Here is an 18,633-nt window from a genome sequence, read left to right as displayed (position 1 = left end):
GTCAATAATCGGCCGGTAGCGCCGACGGTTCGACAGCGAACGACGCATCGTCCGCCGCGTTGGCGGACGCGAGCTGCGAGTCCGGAATTTGGCTGCTTTCCTCGCTTGGGGGCGGGTTGGGGAAGCGCCCGCCATAGCGATAGCCGTCATCGTCAGAGTCGCCGAGCAGCCGCGGATCAAGATCGACCGCGCCCAGATCCCGAAATTCATTGCTCATCCGGTTTTCGCGCTCGGCGCGCAAGCGTGCGGCGACGCCGTAGCTGTCCGGGCAGACGAGGCACGGTGCCGCGCCGCTTATGACGGGCGCGCCGGCGTCGGGGTTGGCGCTGAGGTGCGAATAGGATGTGCCTTCGGCCGCGCTGCTGCCCAATCGCTCTCCCGCCGCCATCTCGCCGAGCAGCACGCCCCCGACAACGCCCGCGAGTGTCAGGGCGGACCAGCGAAACAGTCGTGCTCCGTTATGCCGACTCGGCGGGAAAGATAATTTCTTTGGCATCGCGCGATTTGGCCATGCGCGGGTGTCCGATGCAAGCACGGCGCCATGAAATTACCTGCCGGTCGCCCGTTCGTCGATAGATGAACGGCTTTCGTCCGGTCATCGAGGCGCAGTTTGCGCCGATCGATCCAAACGCGATTCTGATGACGTCTAGGGGGTATCACCAACTTGCGGGATGCGGAGGTTCTGGTCTCCCCGGTCCAAAGCCTGCGTGTCCCGCATCATCCCAGAAGAGGACTCCCCCATGGCGAAATTATCATTGATCCTGCTGAGCGCGCCAATCGCGTGTATCGGCCTGAGCGTCCCGGCCGCGGCCGAGGACAATAGCGACCGACGCACCGTCGTTGTCCGCTACAACGATCTGAACCTGGCTAGCGTCGAGGGACGCGAACGGCTCAATTTCCGCGTGAAGGACGCAGTGCGCACCGTATGTAACAGCCGCCCCAATCACCGTGTGTCGCTGAACGAGCGTGCCAAGTCGGACCATTGCGAAAAGGTGACGATGGCCGACGCCGACATCAAGCTGGCAGGCCTGCTCAATGGTGACGGTACCCGTCTGGCGGATCGCAACCCGACGATCCGGGTTTCGGCGCCCTGACCGCGCTGCCACCGAAAAAAAGGCGGTCATGCCCGGGCATGGCCGCCTTTTTCGATTCAAGCGTTCATGATCGCCTTCACGTCGTGAAGATAAGTGCGGCCGATGCGATGGACCCCGCCGTCACCCAGATCGACGCTCCATGCGCCGTCGCCGTGATGCTTCAGCCCGACGATGCCGTCGCGACGCACCATTTTCGACCGGTGGATCCGCAGGAACTGATCGGGGTTCATCCGCGCCTCCAGCGACTTGATTGTCTGGTGGATCAGCCAGCTGCGTGCGCCGACGTGGAGACGCATATAATCGCGCTCGGCCTCGATCAAATCGACCTGAGCTGCATCGACGCGTAGCATTTCGCCGCGGTTCTGGACCCAGAATTCATTGATCCATTTGCTCTTCTGGCTTGGCGCGCGCTCGGTCGCCCGCCATTCGCGCACCCGGTTCAGCGCACGGGCGAGACGATCGGGCGAAACCGGTTTGAGCAGATAGTCAACCGCGGCGACGTCGAACGCCGCGACCGCATATTGATCGAAGGCGGTGACAAAAATTACCGCGGGCGGATTGTCGAGCCGATCGATCGCGGCGGCGACCTCCAGCCCGTTGAGGTCGGGCATCGCGATGTCGCAGAGCACAAGATCGGGCGCGAGCGCATCGACCATTCGGAGTGCCGAGGCGCCGTCACTGGCGGTGCCGACCAGCGACACGCCGTCCTGCTGACCGGTCAATATCTGCAACCGCTCGATCGCCAGTGGTTCGTCATCGACAATCAGGGTGCGCAACGTCTGGATCATGGTTTAGCGAGCCTCCCGTGACAGCGGCAGCCACAGCGACACCGCAAAACCGCCATCGTCCGACGGTCCCCATTCGCATCCCGCGGTCGGGCCATAACGGGTGAGGAGCCGTTCACGAACATTGCCAAGGCCGAGGCCGGTACCCGAGGGTGGCGTTGGCGCCTTGGGATCGATGTCGTTGTCAATGCGCAGCACCAGCAGCCCATATTCGGCGCTGGCGTGCAGGCGGATCGCGATTTTGCCCTTGGTCGGCGCAACGCCATATTTGATCGCATTTTCGATGATCGGCTGCAGGATCAGCACCGGGACGCAGGCATTTTTCAACTCGTCGGGCATCGTCACTTCGACCTGCAAGCGGTCGGGAAAGCGCGTCTGTTCGATGTCCAGGTAGAGGCGTTGCAGCGCGATCTCTTCGTCCAGGCTGACCAGCTGTTCGGGATCGATCGCGAGGCTGGAGCGAAGGAAGGACGACAGATTCATGATCATCGTCTCGGCTTCGTTTTTCGACCCGCGCATGACGAGGGTGGAGAGCGAATTGAGCGTGTTGAACAGGAAATGCGGATTGACCTGATAATGCAGCGCGCGCAGCTGCGCATTCTTCGCCTCAAGCCGGAAATGGTTGGCACGCCGTTCTACCGCACGCATTTCATTGGCATAGCCGAACGCGACATAGAGCGCCGCCCACACCGCAAAGAAAAAATACCAGCGGATCGAACTGTCGAGGATCAGCACGGTTTCCCAAGCGCCAGGGAATTTTGCCTGCATTTCTTCGATGATCTTGGCGGCTTCGGGGACCGGGAACCAGTAATAGAACACCAGCAGGTTAACCGAGGCATAGACGATAACCAGCGGCACGGCAGCACCAAGCGCCGCGGCCAGGCGGGCGCCAAAGCTTTGCGGTTGGGCGCGCTGGAGCAGTTGATAGAGGACGAAGGTGCACAATATGCCTGCGATGACCACGAGGCCGCGGCGCGCTGCCGACGGCCATTGGTCGGGTACGCCGGTGAGCAGGCCGAGCCCGGTGGTGATCAGGAAATAGAGCAGCCACATTGCGATGATCGATCCGATCGCAACGCGCGGGTTGACGCGGGCGTCGGAGGCGCGCCAGTCGGGCGCCGCCGCCAGCATTTTCGCACGCTGGTCGCGCAGCGCGTCTTTGCGAAGGGTCATGTTCATTGCGCCTGCTTTAGCGTCAAAACCGGCGCCAAGGATAGCAGACACCGTGCCGCCAGTCGAAGGCCGGAGCGCTTTGGTCGAAAGCCGCGCCGTCAACGCGCGCCCGGTTGCGGCAGCGCGCGGCGCCAGTTGCCGCGCCGATACACGGCCCAGGCCATCGCCAGCGAGGCGAGCGAGGACAATGGAAAGCTCCACCAGATCGCGTCGGCGCCGAGTAATGGATAGGCGAAATAATAGATGCCGAAGCGGATCGGGAACATCGACAGCGCCAGGATGATCAGCGGCGGCACGACCGAGCCATTGGCGCGCAGGGTGCCGATAATGACGATGGTGGTGCCAAACGGCAAGAAGGTCCAAGTCGCAATATACTGGATATGACGTGACACCTCGATCGCCTCGCTGCCGCTGCCGAGGAACAGCGCGAGCGCGGCGCGGTCGAACAGCAGCAGGAGCGCGATCAGGACGCCGGTCATCGCGAGGTTGATGGTGATGCCGCTGTTAGTGATCGTCGAAACGCGATCCCAGCGCTTGGCACCGATATTCTGCGCCGCCATCGCGCTGACCGCGGCGCCGACCGCGCGCGCGGGCATCTGGATATAGTTCCACAATTGCAGCGTCGCGCCATAGGCGGCGGCGGTCACGAGGCCCTCGCGATTGACGAGCCCGACCATGACGAGCCCTGCGCCTGAGATCACGAGCATCTGCGCCCCCATCGGCAGGCCGCGCGCGATGATGAAGCGCAGCTCGCGCCAGCTGGGCGCCAGATAGGCGAGTTCGCGGCCGCGCAGGCGGAGCGGATGATCCTTGGCATAGAACCAGATGATCATACCGATCAGGCTGATCGTCCCGGCAATCGCGGTCGCCAGCGCGCTGCCCGCGATGCCGAGGCGCGGGACGGGGCCGAGTCCGAGGATCAGCACCGGGTTGAGGATGATGTCGATGACGACGGTCAGCACCATGAAGCGCAGCGGCGTCACCGCATCGCCTGCGCCGCGCGACGCCATCATTAGCGTCACCGAAATCATGCTGGCGGGGATCGCGACAAAGGTGACGCGGAGGTAATCATGCGCCAGCGCAAAGGCTTCGGGCGGGGTTTCGAGCAGGCGCAATATCGCGTCGGAGGTGAACCAGCCGACGATCGCGATGACCACCGCAAACAGCGCCGCGAGCCCGATCGCGCCCCCCGCGGCGCGGCGCGCGGCATCGATGTCGCCGCGCCCGATCGCTTGCCCGATCAGCACTGTTGCAGCCATTCCGAACCCGAAAAAGGTCGCGAACATCAGGAACATGATGATGTTGGCGTTGGCGGTCGCGGCGAGCGCGCTGTTGCCCAGAAACTGCCCGACCCAGATCGAATTGACCGAACCGGAGAGGGTTTGAAGGACGTTCGACGCGAGCGTTGGGAGGGCGAAGATGATCAGCGTTTTGGCGATCGGTCCGCTGGTCAGGTCCATGCCGCCGCGCGCGGTCTGGCGCGGGGGGAGGGGCGCCGACGCCGGATCGCTGGCGACGGCGACGGGGGTGGGGGTGACAGGTTCGCCGGTCACTTCTTCATTCCTCCGCGGAACGGGGAGGTGCCCCGGAGGGGCGGAGGGGCAGCAAGGTTTCGGTCTCAAATAGCGGCATACTGGCGAGACGCTGCGACCCCTCCGTAACGCCTTCGGCGCGCCACCTCCCCGTTCCGGGGAGGATCGAAGGGGTCAGCCGTTCGGGCTGCCACCTCCCCGCAAGGGAGGAGGAATGGGCGTGTTCGCTCACCCCAGCCTTGCCAGTGCGGCGGTCAAGCGGTCGGCTTCGTCCGCCTTCGCAGCATGATCGGCGCGCGCCTTTTCGACGGCTTCGGGCTTGGCGCGCTCGACGAACGACGGGTTGTTCAGGCGGCCCGCCAGGCCGTCGCGTTCCTTTGCCGCGGCCGCGAGCGCCTTTGTGAGGCGGTCGCGTTCGGCGGCAATGTCGATGACGCCTTCGAGCGGGACGGTGATCGTCTCACCCTCAACGACGAGCTGCGCCGAAGCGCCCGGGGGTGCGCGGTCGAAACTGACGGTTTCAAGGCGAGCGAGGCGGTCCAGCTGCGCGGCAAGCTTGTCGGTGCGACCCTTGAGCGACGCCGGGAAATGCGCCGTCAGGCGGGCGCCAGGGGGCAGGCCGAGTTCGGCCTTCGCACCCCGCAGTTCGCTGACCAACTTGATCAGCCAGTCGATATCGGCGCTGGCTTCCGCGTCGCGCTCGGCGTTCGGCTCCGGCCATTTGGCGGTGATTAGCGGGTAGTCCGCGCGGTCGCCGAGGCCGGTCCACAGCTCTTCGGTGATGAAGGGCATGAAGGGGTGGAGCATGACGAGGATCTGGTCGAGCACCCAGCCAGCGACGGCCTTGGTCTCGTCGTCGATCGCACCTTTGATCAGCTCGAGATACCAGTCGCAGAAGCGGTCCCACGCAAAGCTGTAGATCGCGTTAGCGGCCTCGTCGAAACGATAGGCGGCGAAGGCGGTTTCCATCGCGGTGACGGTCGCCGCCACCTCGCCGATGATCCAGCGGTTGACGGGCAGGGTGGCCGCGGGGGCTGCGAGGGTGGTCGAGGCCGAAATGCCATTGGCCTCGCAGAATCGCGCCGCGTTCCACAGCTTGGTCGCGAAGTTGCGGTATCCGGCGAGGCGCGCGTCATCCATCTTGATGTCGCGACCCTGGCTTTCCATCGCCGCCATGAAGAAGCGCAGCGCGTCGGCGCCATATTGGTCGATCAGCCCGAGCGGGTCGACGACATTGCCCTTCGACTTTGACATCTTCGCGCCGTCGGGTGCGCGGACGAGGCCGTGGAGGTAGAGCGTTTTCCATGGGACATCACCCATGAACTCCATCCCCTGCATCGCCATGCGCGCATCCCAGAAGAACAGGATGTCGAAACCCGAGATAAGGACGTCGTTGGGGTAGTGACGTTTGACGAGGTCAGTGTCTTCGGGCCAGCCGAGGGTCGCGAACGGCCAAAGGGCGGAGGAGAACCAGGTGTCCAGAACGTCCTCGTCGCGGGTCAAGGCAGCGCCGGCGCCCGCTTCGGCCTGCGCTTCCTCCTCGGTTTCGGCGACGAAGATGCGGCCGTCATCGGCGTACCAAGCCGGAATCCGGTGTCCCCACCACAGCTGGCGCGAGACGCACCACGGCTGGATATTCTCCATCCAGTTGAAGAACGTCTTTTCCCACGTCTTGGGGACGATATTAATGCGCCCGTCGCGCACTGCCGCCATCGGTGGCTGCGCGAGGGTTTCGGCGTCGACATACCATTGGTCGGTCAGCCATGGTTCGATCACCACGCCGCCGCGGTCGCCGAACGGGGTCTGGATCGTGCGCGGCTCGGCGTCGTGTTCGACGACGTCCCCCTCTTTTGAAGTCACGATATGGGGGATGAGGAAGCCCGCTTCCTTCATCCGCTGCACGACCAGTTCGCGCGCGCCGTCGATGCCGTCGCGCTTGAAGCGGTGGAGGCCGAGATATTCGGCTGGGATCAGCCCGTCGCTCGTCTGGATGACGTTCGCGTCGCCATCGAGCATGTTGAGCATCTCGCCGGGCTTGAAGCCTGCACGCTTGCCGACGTCGAAGTCGTTGAAATCATGCCCCGGGGTGATCTTCACCGCTCCGCTGCCCAGCTCGGGATCGGCGTGCTCGTCGGCAACGATCGGAACGCGGCGACCGGTGATCGGCAGCGTCACAAACTTGCCGATCACGCTCTGGTAACGCGCATCGTCGGGATGAACCGCGACCGCCATGTCGGCGAGCATCGTTTCGGGGCGCGTCGTCGCGACTTCGATATAGTCGCGGCCGTCATCGAGCGTCACACCGTCGGCGAGCGGATATTTGAAGTGCCAGAAGCCGCCCTGTACCTCGTGCGTCTCGACCTCGAGGTCCGAGATCGCCGTCTTGAGCTTGGGATCCCAGTTCACGAGGCGCTTGTCGCGGTAGATCAGTCCCTTTTTGTGGAGGTCGACGAACACCTTGACCACCGCGGCGGTGAAATGGGGATCCATCGTGAACTGTTCGCGTGACCAGTCCATCGAGCAGCCGAGGCGGCGGAGCTGGCCGGTGATCTGCCCGCCGCTTTCCGCCTTCCACTGCCACACCTTGTCGATGAAATCTTCGCGGCTGTAATTGGTGCGCTTGTCCTGCTGCGCCTCCAGCTGTCGCTCGACGACCATCTGCGTCGCGATGCCGGCATGATCCATGCCGACGACCCACAAGGCATCCTTACCGCGCAAGCGCTCGTAGCGGACGAGCACGTCCTGCAACGTGTTGTCGAGCGCATGGCCGATGTGCAGCGCGCCGGTGACGTTCGGCGGCGGGTTGACGATCGTGAAGGGGGTGGCGTCGGGGCGGTGCGGGCGAAACAGCCCGCGGCTTTCCCACTCAGTGGCCCATTTCGCCTCAATCGCGGCGGGATCGAATGTTTTTTCCATCGGCATAATGCGCCGCGCTTTGCCAGCCATGGTGCGGCGCGGCAAGGGGGAACCCACGAGTTTCCGTTCGCATCGAGCGAAGTCGAGATGCGCATCGTAGGCGCGCGCCTTCGGGGTGTCTCGACTTCGCTCGACACGAACGGAATTGAGAGGTTCTTACTTCTTCAAATGCCTACCCATCCACCCAAACACCGTCTGATACCATTGCACGCTGTTCTGGCCCTTCAGGATCCAGTGGTTTTCGTCGGGGAAGACCAGCAACTCGCCCTCTACGCCCCGCCGTTGTAAAGCATGAAACGCCGCGAGGCTCTGGCTGTACGGGATGCGGAAGTCCTTTTCGCCGTGGATCAACAGCATCGGCGTCTTCCATTTGGTGACATGATTGACCGGGTTCCACTTCTCGGCGTCGCGGCGCTCCCACCAAGGACCGCCATGATCATATTCGTCGAACCAAGTTTCCTCGGTCTCGAACGCCATCGCGCGCAGGTCGAACACCCCGGCATGGTTGACCAGGCATTTGAAGCCGTCGGGCCAATTGCCGGCGATCCAGTTCATCATGTAACCGCCATAGGAGCCGCCGAGCGCGCAGGCGTTGGCGGTATCGACATAGGCGTCCTGCACCCCAGCGGCGGCGAGGCCGAGCTTGAGGTCTTCGAGCGGCTTGCCGCCCCAATCCTGATTGATGCTGTCGGTGAACGCCTGCCCGTAACCCGTCGAGCCGTGAAAATCGACGCTGACCGCGGCGTAGCCCGGCGCCGAGAACAGGCGGGGGTTCCAGCGCGTCGACCAGCTGTTGCCAAAGCTGCCCTGCGGCCCGCCGTGGACGAGGAAGGCGACCGGGATTTTGCCGTTCGTATCTGCGGGCTTGACGATCTGGCCCCACACGGTGTCGCCGTTGGCGCCCCTGAAGCTGAAGCGTTTGGCATCGACGGGGTCGATCTCGGCCATCTGCGCACGATTGACATCGGTCAGGCGGGTGACCTTGCCCTTGGCATCGCGGACGAACAGGTCGGTCGGCACCGCGATGCTGTTGCGCGAAAAGAGCAGAGCGCCGCCGGGCAGCGGAGTGACGTCGCCGATATTGCCCTCATAGGCCTCGGTCGTGGCCTTGAGCTTGCTTACTTTGCCGGTCTTCACATCGACGCGGAAAACAGGGTGGTCGAGCACGTCCTGCGCGGTGACATAGAGCGATTTGCCGTCGGCGGCCCAAGCGATCGAGCCGACCGAACGATCCCATGCGTCGGTCAGCTTCCGCGTTTCGCCGGTCGACAAGTCGCGCAGCATCAGCACTTGCCGGTCGGCCTCATAGCCCGGGCGCGCCATGGCGGCATAGGCCAGCCACTTGCCGTCGGGCGAGGGGGTGGGCAGGGTGTCGGTGGCCTTGTTGTCCGCGGTCAGGTTCTGCGGCATCATGCGGCTGTCGACCAGCCAGCTGTAGATATCGAGGTTGGTCGAGGTCGGCTCGTCCTTGTCGGCTTTGCGCAGCGTGAAAAAGACGGTGCGGCTGTCGGCGCCCCATGCGAGTTCTTCGCCACCGCCAAAGGGTTTCGAGGGGCTGTCGCCGATCAGCCCGCCGTCAACGGCGCGCGCGACGCTGGCCTTGCCGCCGTCGAGGTTGAAGACGAAGGGGCGGCTGTAAGTCCCCGGGGTTTCCCAGCTGTCCCAGTGGCGCACGAAACCCGCGCCATGCTTGTACAGGCGGCCGGTGCCGGGGCCGGGCAGCGCACCCTTATTCTTCGCATCGCAGCCGAAGTCGGTGCATTCGCGCGGTACGTCGCCCCAAGCGAGCAGGCGCTTGCCATCGGGCGAAATCTTGAAACCCGAGACATCGGCCGCAGTGTCGGTGACCTGCGCCGCGGCGCCGCCGACCTTTGGATCGACCCGCCACACCTGGCTTTTACCCGAGGCGTTAGAGAGGAAATAGAGGCTGCCGTCGGGGTGAAACGCGGGAGCGCTCTCATTCTTCTCGGCAGTATCGGCAACGCGCACCGGCACAGCGTCCTTCGCATTGCGATCGACCAGCCACAGGCCGGTTGCGCGCTTGTACGTCGCGGCGTCGGTCTCGGTCATCTGGAACACCACCCAGCGGCCATCGGGCGACGCGGTCGGCGCGGCGACGCGCTTGAGCGTAGCCAGATCGACTTCGGTCATTGGCCGGGCAAAAGCGGGGGTGGACAGGGCGGCGGCGAGCGCGAGCGCGCTGGTCAGGATATGGTTTCGCATGATAGCGGTTTAGCGGGGTAGCGAGGGGGTTCAAGCCTGTTCGTCATTTGCCATTGCGGGCGCTGCCGCCCGGGAGCAGCTGCCGACAAATCGAGGCCGGGGTCAGGTAATTTGCGTCGGACGGTGTCTTTTGCCGGTCCCGCTAACCTTCTTTTAACCAGCCAACTCCACCAATAGCCCATGGCCATTTTCGGACAATTTCTTCCCATGACGTCCAGCGACGACCAGCGTCAGGACGTGCGCCGAAAACTCAGCCTGCTCGCTCGCGGGGTAAAACCCGATGGTACCGGCGTAGAGGTGCAGATTCACAATATCTCTGGCACCGGGTTGCTGTTTGAAAGCGATATCAAGCTGGCGGCCTGCGACCGGATCGAGATCGAATTGCCACACGCCGGCGACATTACTGCGGTGGTTATCTGGGCCAGCGGGCGCCTGTTCGGGTGCCAGTTCGAAGGGCCGGTGTCGCCCGCGACACTGAGCGCAGTGGAACTGAAAAGCGCGATTGCACCGGCGTCTGACCTGTCGGACGAAGCGCCGCCGGAGGACATCCAAGACCTTATCAGGCGCAGTCGCGAACAGATCGCACGCGCCGCGGGCCTAAGCGTCGACAGAATCCGGATCATCGTCGAGTATTAGGCTGGCTAGCGGACGATCGTGCCGCCCTTCATGACATGATCGATCTTCTCAAGCGCGGCAATGTCGGCAAGCGGATCGGCCTTGACCGCGATCATGTCGGCATAGCGGCCCGGCACGATGGCGCCAACATCTTCGCGGCCCATCTCGACTGCGGCGCGGCCCGTGGCGGACTGGATCGTTTGCATCGGGGTCATCCCATATTTGACCATATAGCGGAATTGCCGCGCGTTGAGCCCATGCGGATAGACCCCGGCGTCGGTCGCAAAGCCGATATTAACCCCCAGTGCGACGGCGCGGCGGAAGGCGGCGCGCTGCGCGACGGTGGTTTCACGGTTTTTGCGCAGATATTCGGCAGGCCAGCCCTCCTTGGCGCCTACATCCTCAATATAATCGCCGTTATAGATGTCCATCGCCAGCCAGGTGCCGCGCTTTTTCGCGAGCCGAAGCGTCGCTTCGTCGGCCAGGCTGGCGTGCTCGATGCTGTCGACCCCGGCGTTGATCGCGTTCTGGATACCGATCGCACCATGGGCGTGCGCGGTGACTTTCTTGCCGCGGGCGTGCGCGACCCGGACGATCGCGCGGAGCTGATCGACGGTCAGTTCGGGCGCGCCGGGCTCGGTGCCCATCGCGAGTACCGCGCCGGTGGCGATCGTCTTGATGAAATCAGCGCCATGGTCGAGCAAATATGTCGTCTTCGCCGCAGCTTCTTCGGGTGTCGCGGCGACACCGAGGCGCAGGTCGGGCGGTAGTTCCTCGTTGGGCACCACACCGTTCAATTCGCCGCCACCCTTGGGAATGGTGAGGTACGCGCCCGCCACCCACATCCGTGGTCCCGGCACATCGCCGCGCTCGATCGCGTTGCGCAGCGTCACGTCGGTGAGCCCGCGATAGGTGCCGACGTCGCGCACGCTGGTGAAACCGGCGTCGAGCGTCACGCGCGCGTTGCGCGCGCCGACAAGGACAGTTTCGGCCGGCGACGCCTTGATCGGTGCCGCGAGGTCAGCGCTCTGGCCGAGATCGGCGAGATGGGTGTGGAGGTCGATCAGGCCCGGCAGGACGGTGAAGGCCGACCAGTCGAGCCGCGTTGCGCCCTTGGGTGTTGCGCCGCAAGGAGTAACCGCCTTGATCCGTTCTGCCTCGATGGTGATGCACTGGCCGGTCCGCACCGTGTCACTGACGCCGTCGATCAGCCGTCCGGCCTCGACATAGAGCGTCTGCGCCGCCGCAGGCATCGCGGCGAGAGTCGCCGCGAGCGCCGCGATCAGATAGCGGTGTCGAACGCGTTGCACTGGCGCGGGTCCCCCGATTGCAGGCCGCGGCGCAGCCAGCTCATGCGTTGCTCGCTGGTGCCGTGGGTAAAGCTTTCGGGAACCGGACGCTGGCCCGCCGAGCGCATCAGCGTATCATCGCCGATCGCGTTGGCGGCGCGCATCGCTTCTTCCATATCGCCCGCCTCCATCACTGTCTGACCCGCAGCGGTTTTGGCGCGCGCGGCCCAGACGCCGGCGTAGCAGTCGGCCTGCAATTCCATGCGGACCTGCAGCGCATTACCTTCAGCCTGCGAGGCGCGTTGCTGCGCCTGGCGGACCTGGTTCGAAATGCCGCTGATCGTCTGGATGTGATGGCCGACTTCATGCGCAATCACATAGGCCTGCGCCGCATCGCCCGCGGCGCCGAATTTCTGCTCAAGCTCGCGGAAAAAGCTGGTGTCGAGATAGACGCCCTGATCGGCGGGGCAATAAAATGGGCCCATGGCAGCTTGCGCTGCGCCGCACGCCGAACTGTTGCGTTCGGTGAAGAAGTTGAGCGTCGGCTTTTGGTACCCGCTGACCAGCCCCTCCCACACCGTGTGCGTCGATCCGAACACGTTACAGGCGAAGCGTTCCGAAGCGGTGTCGCAGGCGACGTTTGCGCCGCCGCGGCTATCCGCCATCGGATCGGCGCTACTGCCCCCGCTGCTCAGCATATTGGCGCCTGGACCGAGAAGGAAAAACGCCGCCGCACCGATCAGCAGGATCGTACCGCAGCCCATCTTGCGCCCGAGCAGCATCGGCAGAAAGCCGATGAGCAGGCCACCGAGGCCGCCGCCACCGCCGCCAAAGCCGCCGCCACCGCCGCGGCCGAGGTCGCGAATATCGTCGCCGGGATCATAATCGTCGAGGCGCATGGGGGTTCTCCGCCGCTAAAGTGTCCGTTTCATTTCGATAGTTACAGCAGCGACGGCCAATTGAAAGAGGCTTCGCGTTGGACGACGCCCTTGCAATGGTTTATGCTGCGACGCACCAATCGCGCTTTCGCGAACCAAAGGCTACCATCCTTATGCCACGCCGTGCCGCTCCCGCAGCGCTTCCGCTTCCCGACCTCGTCGTGCTCGTCCTGCAGGGCGGCGGCGCCCTCGGCGCGTTTCAGGCGGGCGTTTATGAAGCGATGATCGATCTGGGCATCGAACTCGACTGGGTTGCCGGGATTTCGATCGGCGCGGTCAACGCCGCTATCATCGCGGGCAATCCGCGCGACGCCGCCGTGGGCAAGCTGCGCGAATTCTGGAACGGGGTGTCGTCGGCGATGCCGTCGCTGCCGGTCGCCGACAACGACTGGGCGCGCGAATGGGCGCATATGGTGGCGGCGGGGCAGGTGATGGCGTTCGGCGTTCCCGGGTTCTTTACCCCGCGCTTCCCGCCGCCGAGCTTTGCCGAACGGCAGACGCCCGAGGCGGTCAGCTTTTACGACACTAAGCCGCTGGTCGAGACGCTAAACCGGCTGGTCGACTGGGACCGGGTGAACAACGGCAATGTGCGGCTGTCGGTTGGCGCGGTGGCAGTCGAGACCGGGAATTTCCGCTATTTCGACACGAAATCGGAAACGCTCGACGCGCGGCACATATTGGCATCGGGGGCGTTGCCGCCGGGGCTGCCGCCGGTCGAGATCGACGGGACATGGTATTGGGATGGCGGGCTGGTGTCGAATACCCCGCTTGAGCATGTCGTCGATGCCGCGAAAGAAGATATGCTGGTATTCCAGGTCGATCTGTTCCCCGCACGCGGCGAGCGGCCGCACGACATGGAGGAAGCCTGGTCGCGCGAGAAGGACATTCGCTATTCGAGCCGGACACGGCGGATTTCGGACGGGCTGGTGCGGCGGCGCAAGGAGCATCAGCTGATCGACCGGATGTTGGCAAAGTTGCCGCCCAGCGCGGCCGACTTGCCGGAGGTCAAGGCGGTCAAGAAGATGGTTGATTGCAAGGCGCTCAATGTCGTGCAGCTGATCCATCAGCCGCCGAAATGGCAGACGGGCGCACGCGATTTCGAGTTTTCGCGCTCGACGATGGAGGTCAATTGGGCGCTGGGTCACGAAGCGGTCGAGGCGGCGATGAAGGACGGGCATTTGCTCGCGGAAAGTATCGCCGAGGGCCGTTCGGGCAGTTTTGCGTTGCAAGCCAATATGTTGAAGCCGAAAATCGAACCCGATATCACCTGACACTTTCCCACCAAAAGGAACTTTGAACATGCGTCTGCAAGGAAAAACCGCGCTCGTCACCGGATCGACGTCGGGCATCGGGCTGGGCATCGCCAAGGCGCTGGCGAGCGAGGGCGCGAATGTCATCATCAACGGCTTCGGCGATGCCGCGGCGATCGAGGCCGAGCGCGTCGCGCTCGAAGGACTCAGCGGCGGCAAGGCGCTATACGACGGCGCCGACCTGACCAACGTCGATGCGATCGCCGCGATGTTCGCGCGCGCCGATGCCGATATGGGCGGGGTCGACATCCTGGTGAACAATGCCGGGACGCAGTTCGTGTCGCCGATCGAGGATTTCCCGGTCGAGAAATGGGATCTGATCCTGGCGTTGAACCTGACGTCGGCGTTCCACACCATCCGCCACGCGGTACCTGGAATGCGCAAAAAGGGGTGGGGGCGGATCATCGGCACCGCGTCGGCGCACTCGCTGGTCGCCTCGCCGTTCAAATCGGCCTATGTCGCGGCTAAGCACGGGCTGGTCGGGCTGACCAAGACCGTCGCACTGGAAGTGGCCGACGCGGGGATCACCGCCAATTGCATCAGCCCCGGTTACGTGTGGACGCCGCTGGTCGAGGGGCAGATTCCCGACACGATGAAGGCGCGCGGGATGACGCGCGAGCAGGTGATCAACGACGTGCTGCTGGCGGGGCAGCCGACCAAGCAGTTCGTGACGGTCGAACAGGTCGCGGCGCTGGCGTCGTTCCTGACCCGCGACGAGGCGGCGAACATCACCGGCGCCAACCTGAGCGTCGATGGCGGGTGGACTGCGGCCTAATGCGCCGCGAGCCTTGAGCATTCTCCTTTGCCCTCCTAAGGTTAACGCAACCGGATCAGGGGAGAGACGGAGAATGATGGGTCGCGCCAAGGTAATTTTCGCCCTTTTGCTGGGGCTGACCGCTGGCGCGTGCCAGTCAGTACCGGTGGTGCCGGCACTGCCGCCGTCGGCGGCCGACGAGCCGCCCGCGACGGGCAGCTGGCGCGCGACGGCGACCGAGCAGGACAAGGGACGGCTTCGCGGCTGGTACGCCAGCTGGGAAGCGGCGCTGGCCGACGCGCGCGCCAAGGGTCATGGCGCCGCCATCGACCGCGAAGGCGTGCTGCTGCAACCGATGGCGGCGCTGCCCAACGCCTATATGCCCGCGGGCGATTACCGTTGCCGCACGATCAAGATCGGCGCGAAGGGGCGCAGCGGGCTGAGCTATATCGCCTATGACTGGTTCCGCTGCCGCGTGGCGACCGAACAGGGATTGTCGAGCCTGACCAAGCTGACCGGGTCGCAGCGACCCGTCGGATTGATCTTTCCGGACAATCTGAAACGCCAGATTTTCCTTGGCACGCTGGAACTGGGCGACGAGAAGATGGCGGTCAATTATGGCAGCGACCGGATGCGCGACATGGCGGGGCTGGTCGAACGGATCGGCGACAATCGCTGGCGGCTGGTGCTGCCAGCGCCGGCGTATGAATCCTTGGTCGACGTGATAGAACTGGTCCCGGCGGGCTGACGTTCGATTGAAAAAATGCTTACGTCCCGCTCGACACGAACGGATTAGGTTCGGCTCATGAGTGCTTGGTACAGGGGAATGACAATGCGGAATTTGTGGACAGGCGCCGCGGCGCTGGCGCTGATCGTTTCGGGGGCAGCCCCCGCGGCGGCACAGCAGCTGGGCGGCGAGGTGCAGAAGCAGATGCCCTCGCTGATGAAAATCTACGACGATCTGCACGCCAACCCCGAACTCAGCTTCATGGAAGTCCGCTCGGCGGGCATCCTGGCGGCGGAGGCCCGCAAGCTGGGGTTTGAGGTGACCGAAAAGGTCGGCGGCACCGGCATCGTCGCGGTGATGAAGAACGGCCCCGGGCCAGTCGTGCTGGTGCGCGCCGATATGGACGGGCTGCCGGTGACCGAACAGACCGGGCTGCCCGGCGCGTCGAAGGTGCGCGTGACCACCGCAGAGGGGGTCGAGACCGGCGTCATGCACGCGTGCGGCCACGACACGCATATGACCGCCTGGGTCGGCGTCGCGCGGTTGATGGCGGCGAACAAGGCGAACTGGTCGGGGACGCTGGTCATGATTGGCCAGCCCGCCGAGGAACGCGGCGCGGGCGCGCGGATGATGCTGGAGGACGGGCTTTATACCCGCTTTCCTAAACCCCAATATGCGCTGGCGTTCCACGACGCGGCGCAGTTTCCCGCCGGGGTCATCGGCTATACGCCGGGCTATGCGCTGGCCAATGTCGATAGCGTCGACATCTTGGTCAAGGGCGTCGGCGGTCATGGCGCCTATCCGCAGACGACCAAGGATCCGATCGTGCTGGCCAGCCGCATCGTGTCGACGTTGCAGACCTTGGTCTCGCGCGAGATCAGCCCGCTCGACAGTGCGGTGGTGACCGTCGGCAGTTTCCACGCGGGGGCGAAGCATAATATCATTTCGGACGAGGCGAAGCTGCAACTGACGGTGCGCAGCTACACCGACGAAGTGCGGGGTCACCTGCTCGACGGCATCGCGCGCGTCGCGAAGGGCGAGGCGATTGCGGCGGGGATGCCCGAGGACAAGATGCCGGTGGTGAGCGTGCAGAAGGACGAGTTCACCCCCTCCACCTTCAACACCCCTGATTTCACCGAGGAGATGGCGGCGTTTCTGAAAACCAGTTTCGGCGAGAAACGCGTCGTGCAGGTGCCGCCGGTGATGGGCGGCGAAGATTTCGGCCGCTTTGCCCGCGACGACAAGGATATCAAGAGCCTGATCATCTGGGTCGGCGGCGTGCCGCAGGCCGAATATGACGCAGCGAAAAAGGAAGGCCGGACCCTACCGAGCCTGCACTCTCCCTTCTGGGCGCCCGACGCCCCCGCAGTGATCGCGACGGCGACCGAGGCGCTGACGGCGATGACGATGAAGTTGATGGGGAAGTAAGGGGGCTTCGACCTCAGAAACTGGGGCAATTGAGACGCCCCTCGCGGGTGCCGCTTTGGGCGGCGCTTTCGCAAGGCTTGCTTTAGATCGGACATCAAGCTAGGCGCCGCGCCACTCGCATGGACCCGGTGCAAATCCGGGTGGCTATTCCGGCCGCCGATCCGCCGGACGACATCACACATGAAATCCTGTTCGCGTCCAAGCTGGCGCCATGTGCCTTGTTGTGGATTTTCAATGTCTGTTTCTTTGTCTTCCTATCGCCAGCAGTGGTTCACCGACGGCGCGTCGCTGCGCCGCGAAATTCTGGCCGGGATCGTCGTCGCGCTGGCGCTCATTCCCGAAGCGATCGGTTTTTCGATCATTGCCGGGGTCGACCCGCGCGTCGGGCTGTATGCCTCGGTAGCAATTGCGATGGTCGTTGCCTTTACCGGCGGGCGCACCGGCATGATCTCTGCCGCGACCGCCGCGGTCGCCGTGCTAGTGATCCCGCTGGTGCGCGATTATGGCGTCGAATATCTGTTCGCGGCGACGATCCTGATGGGACTGATCCAGATCGTCGCGGGGCTGCTGCGGCTCGACCTTTTGATGCAGTTCGTGTCGCGGTCGGTCATCACTGGCTTCGTCAACGCGCTGGCGATCCTGATCTTCATGGCGCAGTTGCCGCAACTGACCAACGTCGGGTGGCAAACCTATACGATGGTCGCGGGCGGGCTGGCGATCATTTATCTGTTGCCGCGCCTGACCAAGGCGGTGCCTTCGCCGCTGATTGCAATCCTGATCCTGTCGGCGATCAGCATCGGTTTCGACCTGCCGGTCAATATGGTGGGCGACATGGGCAAATTGCCCGAAGGTCTGCCGACCTTTGCGTTGCCGAATGTGCCGCTGACGTGGGAAACGCTTCAGATCATCCTGCCATATTCGCTCACCATGGCGGCGGTCGGGCTGCTCGAAAGCCTGCTCACCGCGCAGATCGTCGATGACATGACCGACACCGACAGCGACAAGCAGCGCGAATGTGCCGGGCAGGGCGGGGCGAACATCGTCGCGGCTTTCTTTGGCGGCATGGGCGGCTGCGCGATGATCGGGCAGTCGGTGATCAACGTAACCTCGGGTGGGCGCGGTCGGTTGTCGACCTTTACCGCGGGGGCATTCCTGCTGTTCCTGCTGGCGGCGCTTGGTCCGTTCGTCGGGCAGGTGCCGATGCCAGCGCTGGTCGCGGTGATGATCATGGTGTCGATCGGCACATTCAGCTGGAATTCGATTCCCAATTTGCGCCGCCATCCGCCAACATCGTCGATCGTCATGTTGACGACGGTGATCGTGGTGGTGGCTACGCATGACCTGTCGCTCGGCGTCCTCGCCGGAGTATTGTTGTCGGGGGTTTTCTTTGCCGGCAAGGTGCGGCGGATGTTCGCCGTTGAGCGTGAGGTGTCGGCCGATGGAATGACCGCGACCTATCGCGTCACCGGCCAGATATTTTTCGCTTCAGTAGATCGCTTCACCCGCGCGTTTCAAACCGAGGACCGGACCAACAATGTTCTGATCGACGTTTCGGCAGCGCATTTCTGGGATATTTCGGGAGTCGGAGCACTCGACAAAATCGTCGCCAAGCTGCGGCGCGATGGGCGGGGGGTGGAGGTTGTCGGATACAATCGTGCCAGCGCCGACATCATCGACAAATTCGCACTTCACGACAAGACGGGTGTAGAGATTGGATTGGCGCCGCATTGACCGTCTGCGGCAGCGTTCGGAAAATTTTCTAGAGCCCATGGGCGGGTCTTGAAACCGTCACATGCTCCACCTAAATCGAGATCGTGCGGGCCGGGCCCCTCTGGCGTCGGCGGGATGT

The 18,633-nt window shown here is 64.1% G+C and carries 15 protein-coding genes and 1 other annotated feature; of the genes, 7 read left to right on the top strand and 8 right to left on the bottom strand.

The window, feature by feature from the left end; all coding sequences use genetic code 11:
• Position 1 precedes the first annotated feature (1 nt).
• A complete protein-coding gene (locus VGN68_RS12965; RefSeq protein WP_327477298.1) occupies positions 2-403 on the bottom strand; it encodes a hypothetical protein in 402 nt (133 codons plus the stop codon).
• A gap of 337 nt (positions 404-740) precedes the next feature.
• Here VGN68_RS12965 and VGN68_RS12960 point away from each other — a divergent pair, with 337 nt between their 5' ends.
• Positions 741-1,094 carry a UrcA family protein gene (locus VGN68_RS12960; RefSeq protein ID WP_327477297.1) on the top strand — a complete coding sequence of 118 codons (354 nt, stop codon included), beginning with the start codon at positions 741-743 and terminating at the stop codon, positions 1,092-1,094.
• Positions 1,095-1,150: 56 nt separating this feature from the next.
• On the opposite strand, the gene VGN68_RS12955 is transcribed toward VGN68_RS12960, so the two are convergent.
• The 5 genes from VGN68_RS12955 to VGN68_RS12935 all read right to left on the bottom strand — a co-directional run bounded on the left by VGN68_RS12955 (position 1,151) and on the right by VGN68_RS12935 (position 9,723).
• The gene (locus VGN68_RS12955) at positions 1,151-1,882 is read right to left on the bottom strand and encodes a response regulator transcription factor (protein ID WP_327477296.1); all 732 of its coding nucleotides are present in this window, start codon (positions 1,880-1,882) and stop codon (positions 1,151-1,153) included.
• Positions 1,883-1,885: 3 nt separating this feature from the next.
• Positions 1,886-3,052 carry a sensor histidine kinase gene (locus tag VGN68_RS12950; RefSeq protein ID WP_327477295.1) on the bottom strand — a complete coding sequence of 389 codons (1,167 nt, stop codon included), beginning with the start codon at positions 3,050-3,052 and terminating at the stop codon, positions 1,886-1,888.
• Positions 3,053-3,150: 98 nt separating this feature from the next.
• Positions 3,151-4,512 (bottom strand): MATE family efflux transporter, encoded by a 1,362-nt coding sequence (locus VGN68_RS12945; protein WP_327477308.1) that lies wholly within the window; start codon positions 4,510-4,512, stop codon positions 3,151-3,153.
• A gap of 300 nt (positions 4,513-4,812) precedes the next feature.
• On the bottom strand, positions 4,813-7,506 hold the full coding sequence (locus tag VGN68_RS12940) for a valine--tRNA ligase (RefSeq protein WP_327477294.1): 2,694 nt from the start codon (positions 7,504-7,506) through the stop codon (positions 4,813-4,815).
• A 150-nt stretch (positions 7,507-7,656) separates the two neighbouring features.
• Positions 7,657-9,723, bottom strand: a complete 2,067-nt coding sequence (locus VGN68_RS12935) for a S9 family peptidase (RefSeq protein ID WP_327477293.1) — start codon at positions 9,721-9,723, stop codon at positions 7,657-7,659.
• Between the two features lie 207 nt (positions 9,724-9,930).
• Between VGN68_RS12935 and VGN68_RS12930 the strand changes: the two genes are divergently transcribed.
• Positions 9,931-10,359, top strand: coding sequence for a PilZ domain-containing protein (locus tag VGN68_RS12930; RefSeq protein ID WP_327477292.1), 429 nt, complete (start codon positions 9,931-9,933; stop codon positions 10,357-10,359).
• A gap of 5 nt (positions 10,360-10,364) precedes the next feature.
• Here VGN68_RS12930 and VGN68_RS12925 read toward each other — a convergent pair whose 3' ends face one another.
• Positions 10,365-11,648 (bottom strand): amidohydrolase family protein, encoded by a 1,284-nt coding sequence (locus VGN68_RS12925; protein WP_327477291.1) that lies wholly within the window; start codon positions 11,646-11,648, stop codon positions 10,365-10,367.
• Positions 11,621-12,526, bottom strand: a complete 906-nt coding sequence (ypfJ, locus tag VGN68_RS12920) for a KPN_02809 family neutral zinc metallopeptidase (protein WP_327477290.1) — start codon at positions 12,524-12,526, stop codon at positions 11,621-11,623. The genes VGN68_RS12925 and ypfJ overlap by 28 nt, the downstream gene beginning before the upstream one ends.
• A gap of 152 nt (positions 12,527-12,678) precedes the next feature.
• Here ypfJ and VGN68_RS12915 point away from each other — a divergent pair, with 152 nt between their 5' ends.
• The 5 genes from VGN68_RS12915 (at position 12,679) to VGN68_RS12895 (ending at position 18,515) form a co-directional block, all read left to right on the top strand.
• The gene (locus tag VGN68_RS12915) at positions 12,679-13,836 is read left to right on the top strand and encodes a patatin-like phospholipase family protein (protein ID WP_327477289.1); all 1,158 of its coding nucleotides are present in this window, start codon (positions 12,679-12,681) and stop codon (positions 13,834-13,836) included.
• A 28-nt stretch (positions 13,837-13,864) separates the two neighbouring features.
• Positions 13,865-14,650, top strand: a complete 786-nt coding sequence (locus VGN68_RS12910; protein ID WP_327477288.1) for a 3-hydroxybutyrate dehydrogenase — start codon at positions 13,865-13,867, stop codon at positions 14,648-14,650.
• Positions 14,651-14,723: 73 nt separating this feature from the next.
• Positions 14,724-15,377: a DUF4893 domain-containing protein gene (locus tag VGN68_RS12905; RefSeq protein WP_327477287.1), complete on the top strand. Its 654-nt coding sequence runs from the start codon at positions 14,724-14,726 to the stop codon at positions 15,375-15,377.
• An 84-nt stretch (positions 15,378-15,461) separates the two neighbouring features.
• Complete coding sequence (locus VGN68_RS12900) at positions 15,462-16,784, top strand: amidohydrolase (protein ID WP_327477286.1); 1,323 nt, start codon at positions 15,462-15,464, stop codon at positions 16,782-16,784.
• Between the two features lie 118 nt (positions 16,785-16,902).
• Positions 16,903-16,958, top strand: a sequence feature (sul1 is cis-regulatory element that is thought to sense ions involved in sulfur or methionine metabolism; They are found in Alphaproteobacteria).
• A 60-nt stretch (positions 16,959-17,018) separates the two neighbouring features.
• Positions 17,019-18,515 carry a SulP family inorganic anion transporter gene (locus VGN68_RS12895; protein WP_327477285.1) on the top strand — a complete coding sequence of 499 codons (1,497 nt, stop codon included), beginning with the start codon at positions 17,019-17,021 and terminating at the stop codon, positions 18,513-18,515.
• Positions 18,516-18,633: the final 118 nt, after the last annotated feature.

The organism is Sphingopyxis sp. (genome assembly GCF_035998965.1).
GTDB lineage: Bacteria > Pseudomonadota > Alphaproteobacteria > Sphingomonadales > Sphingomonadaceae > Sphingopyxis.
This window is presented reverse-complemented; position numbering and strand designations above follow the sequence as displayed.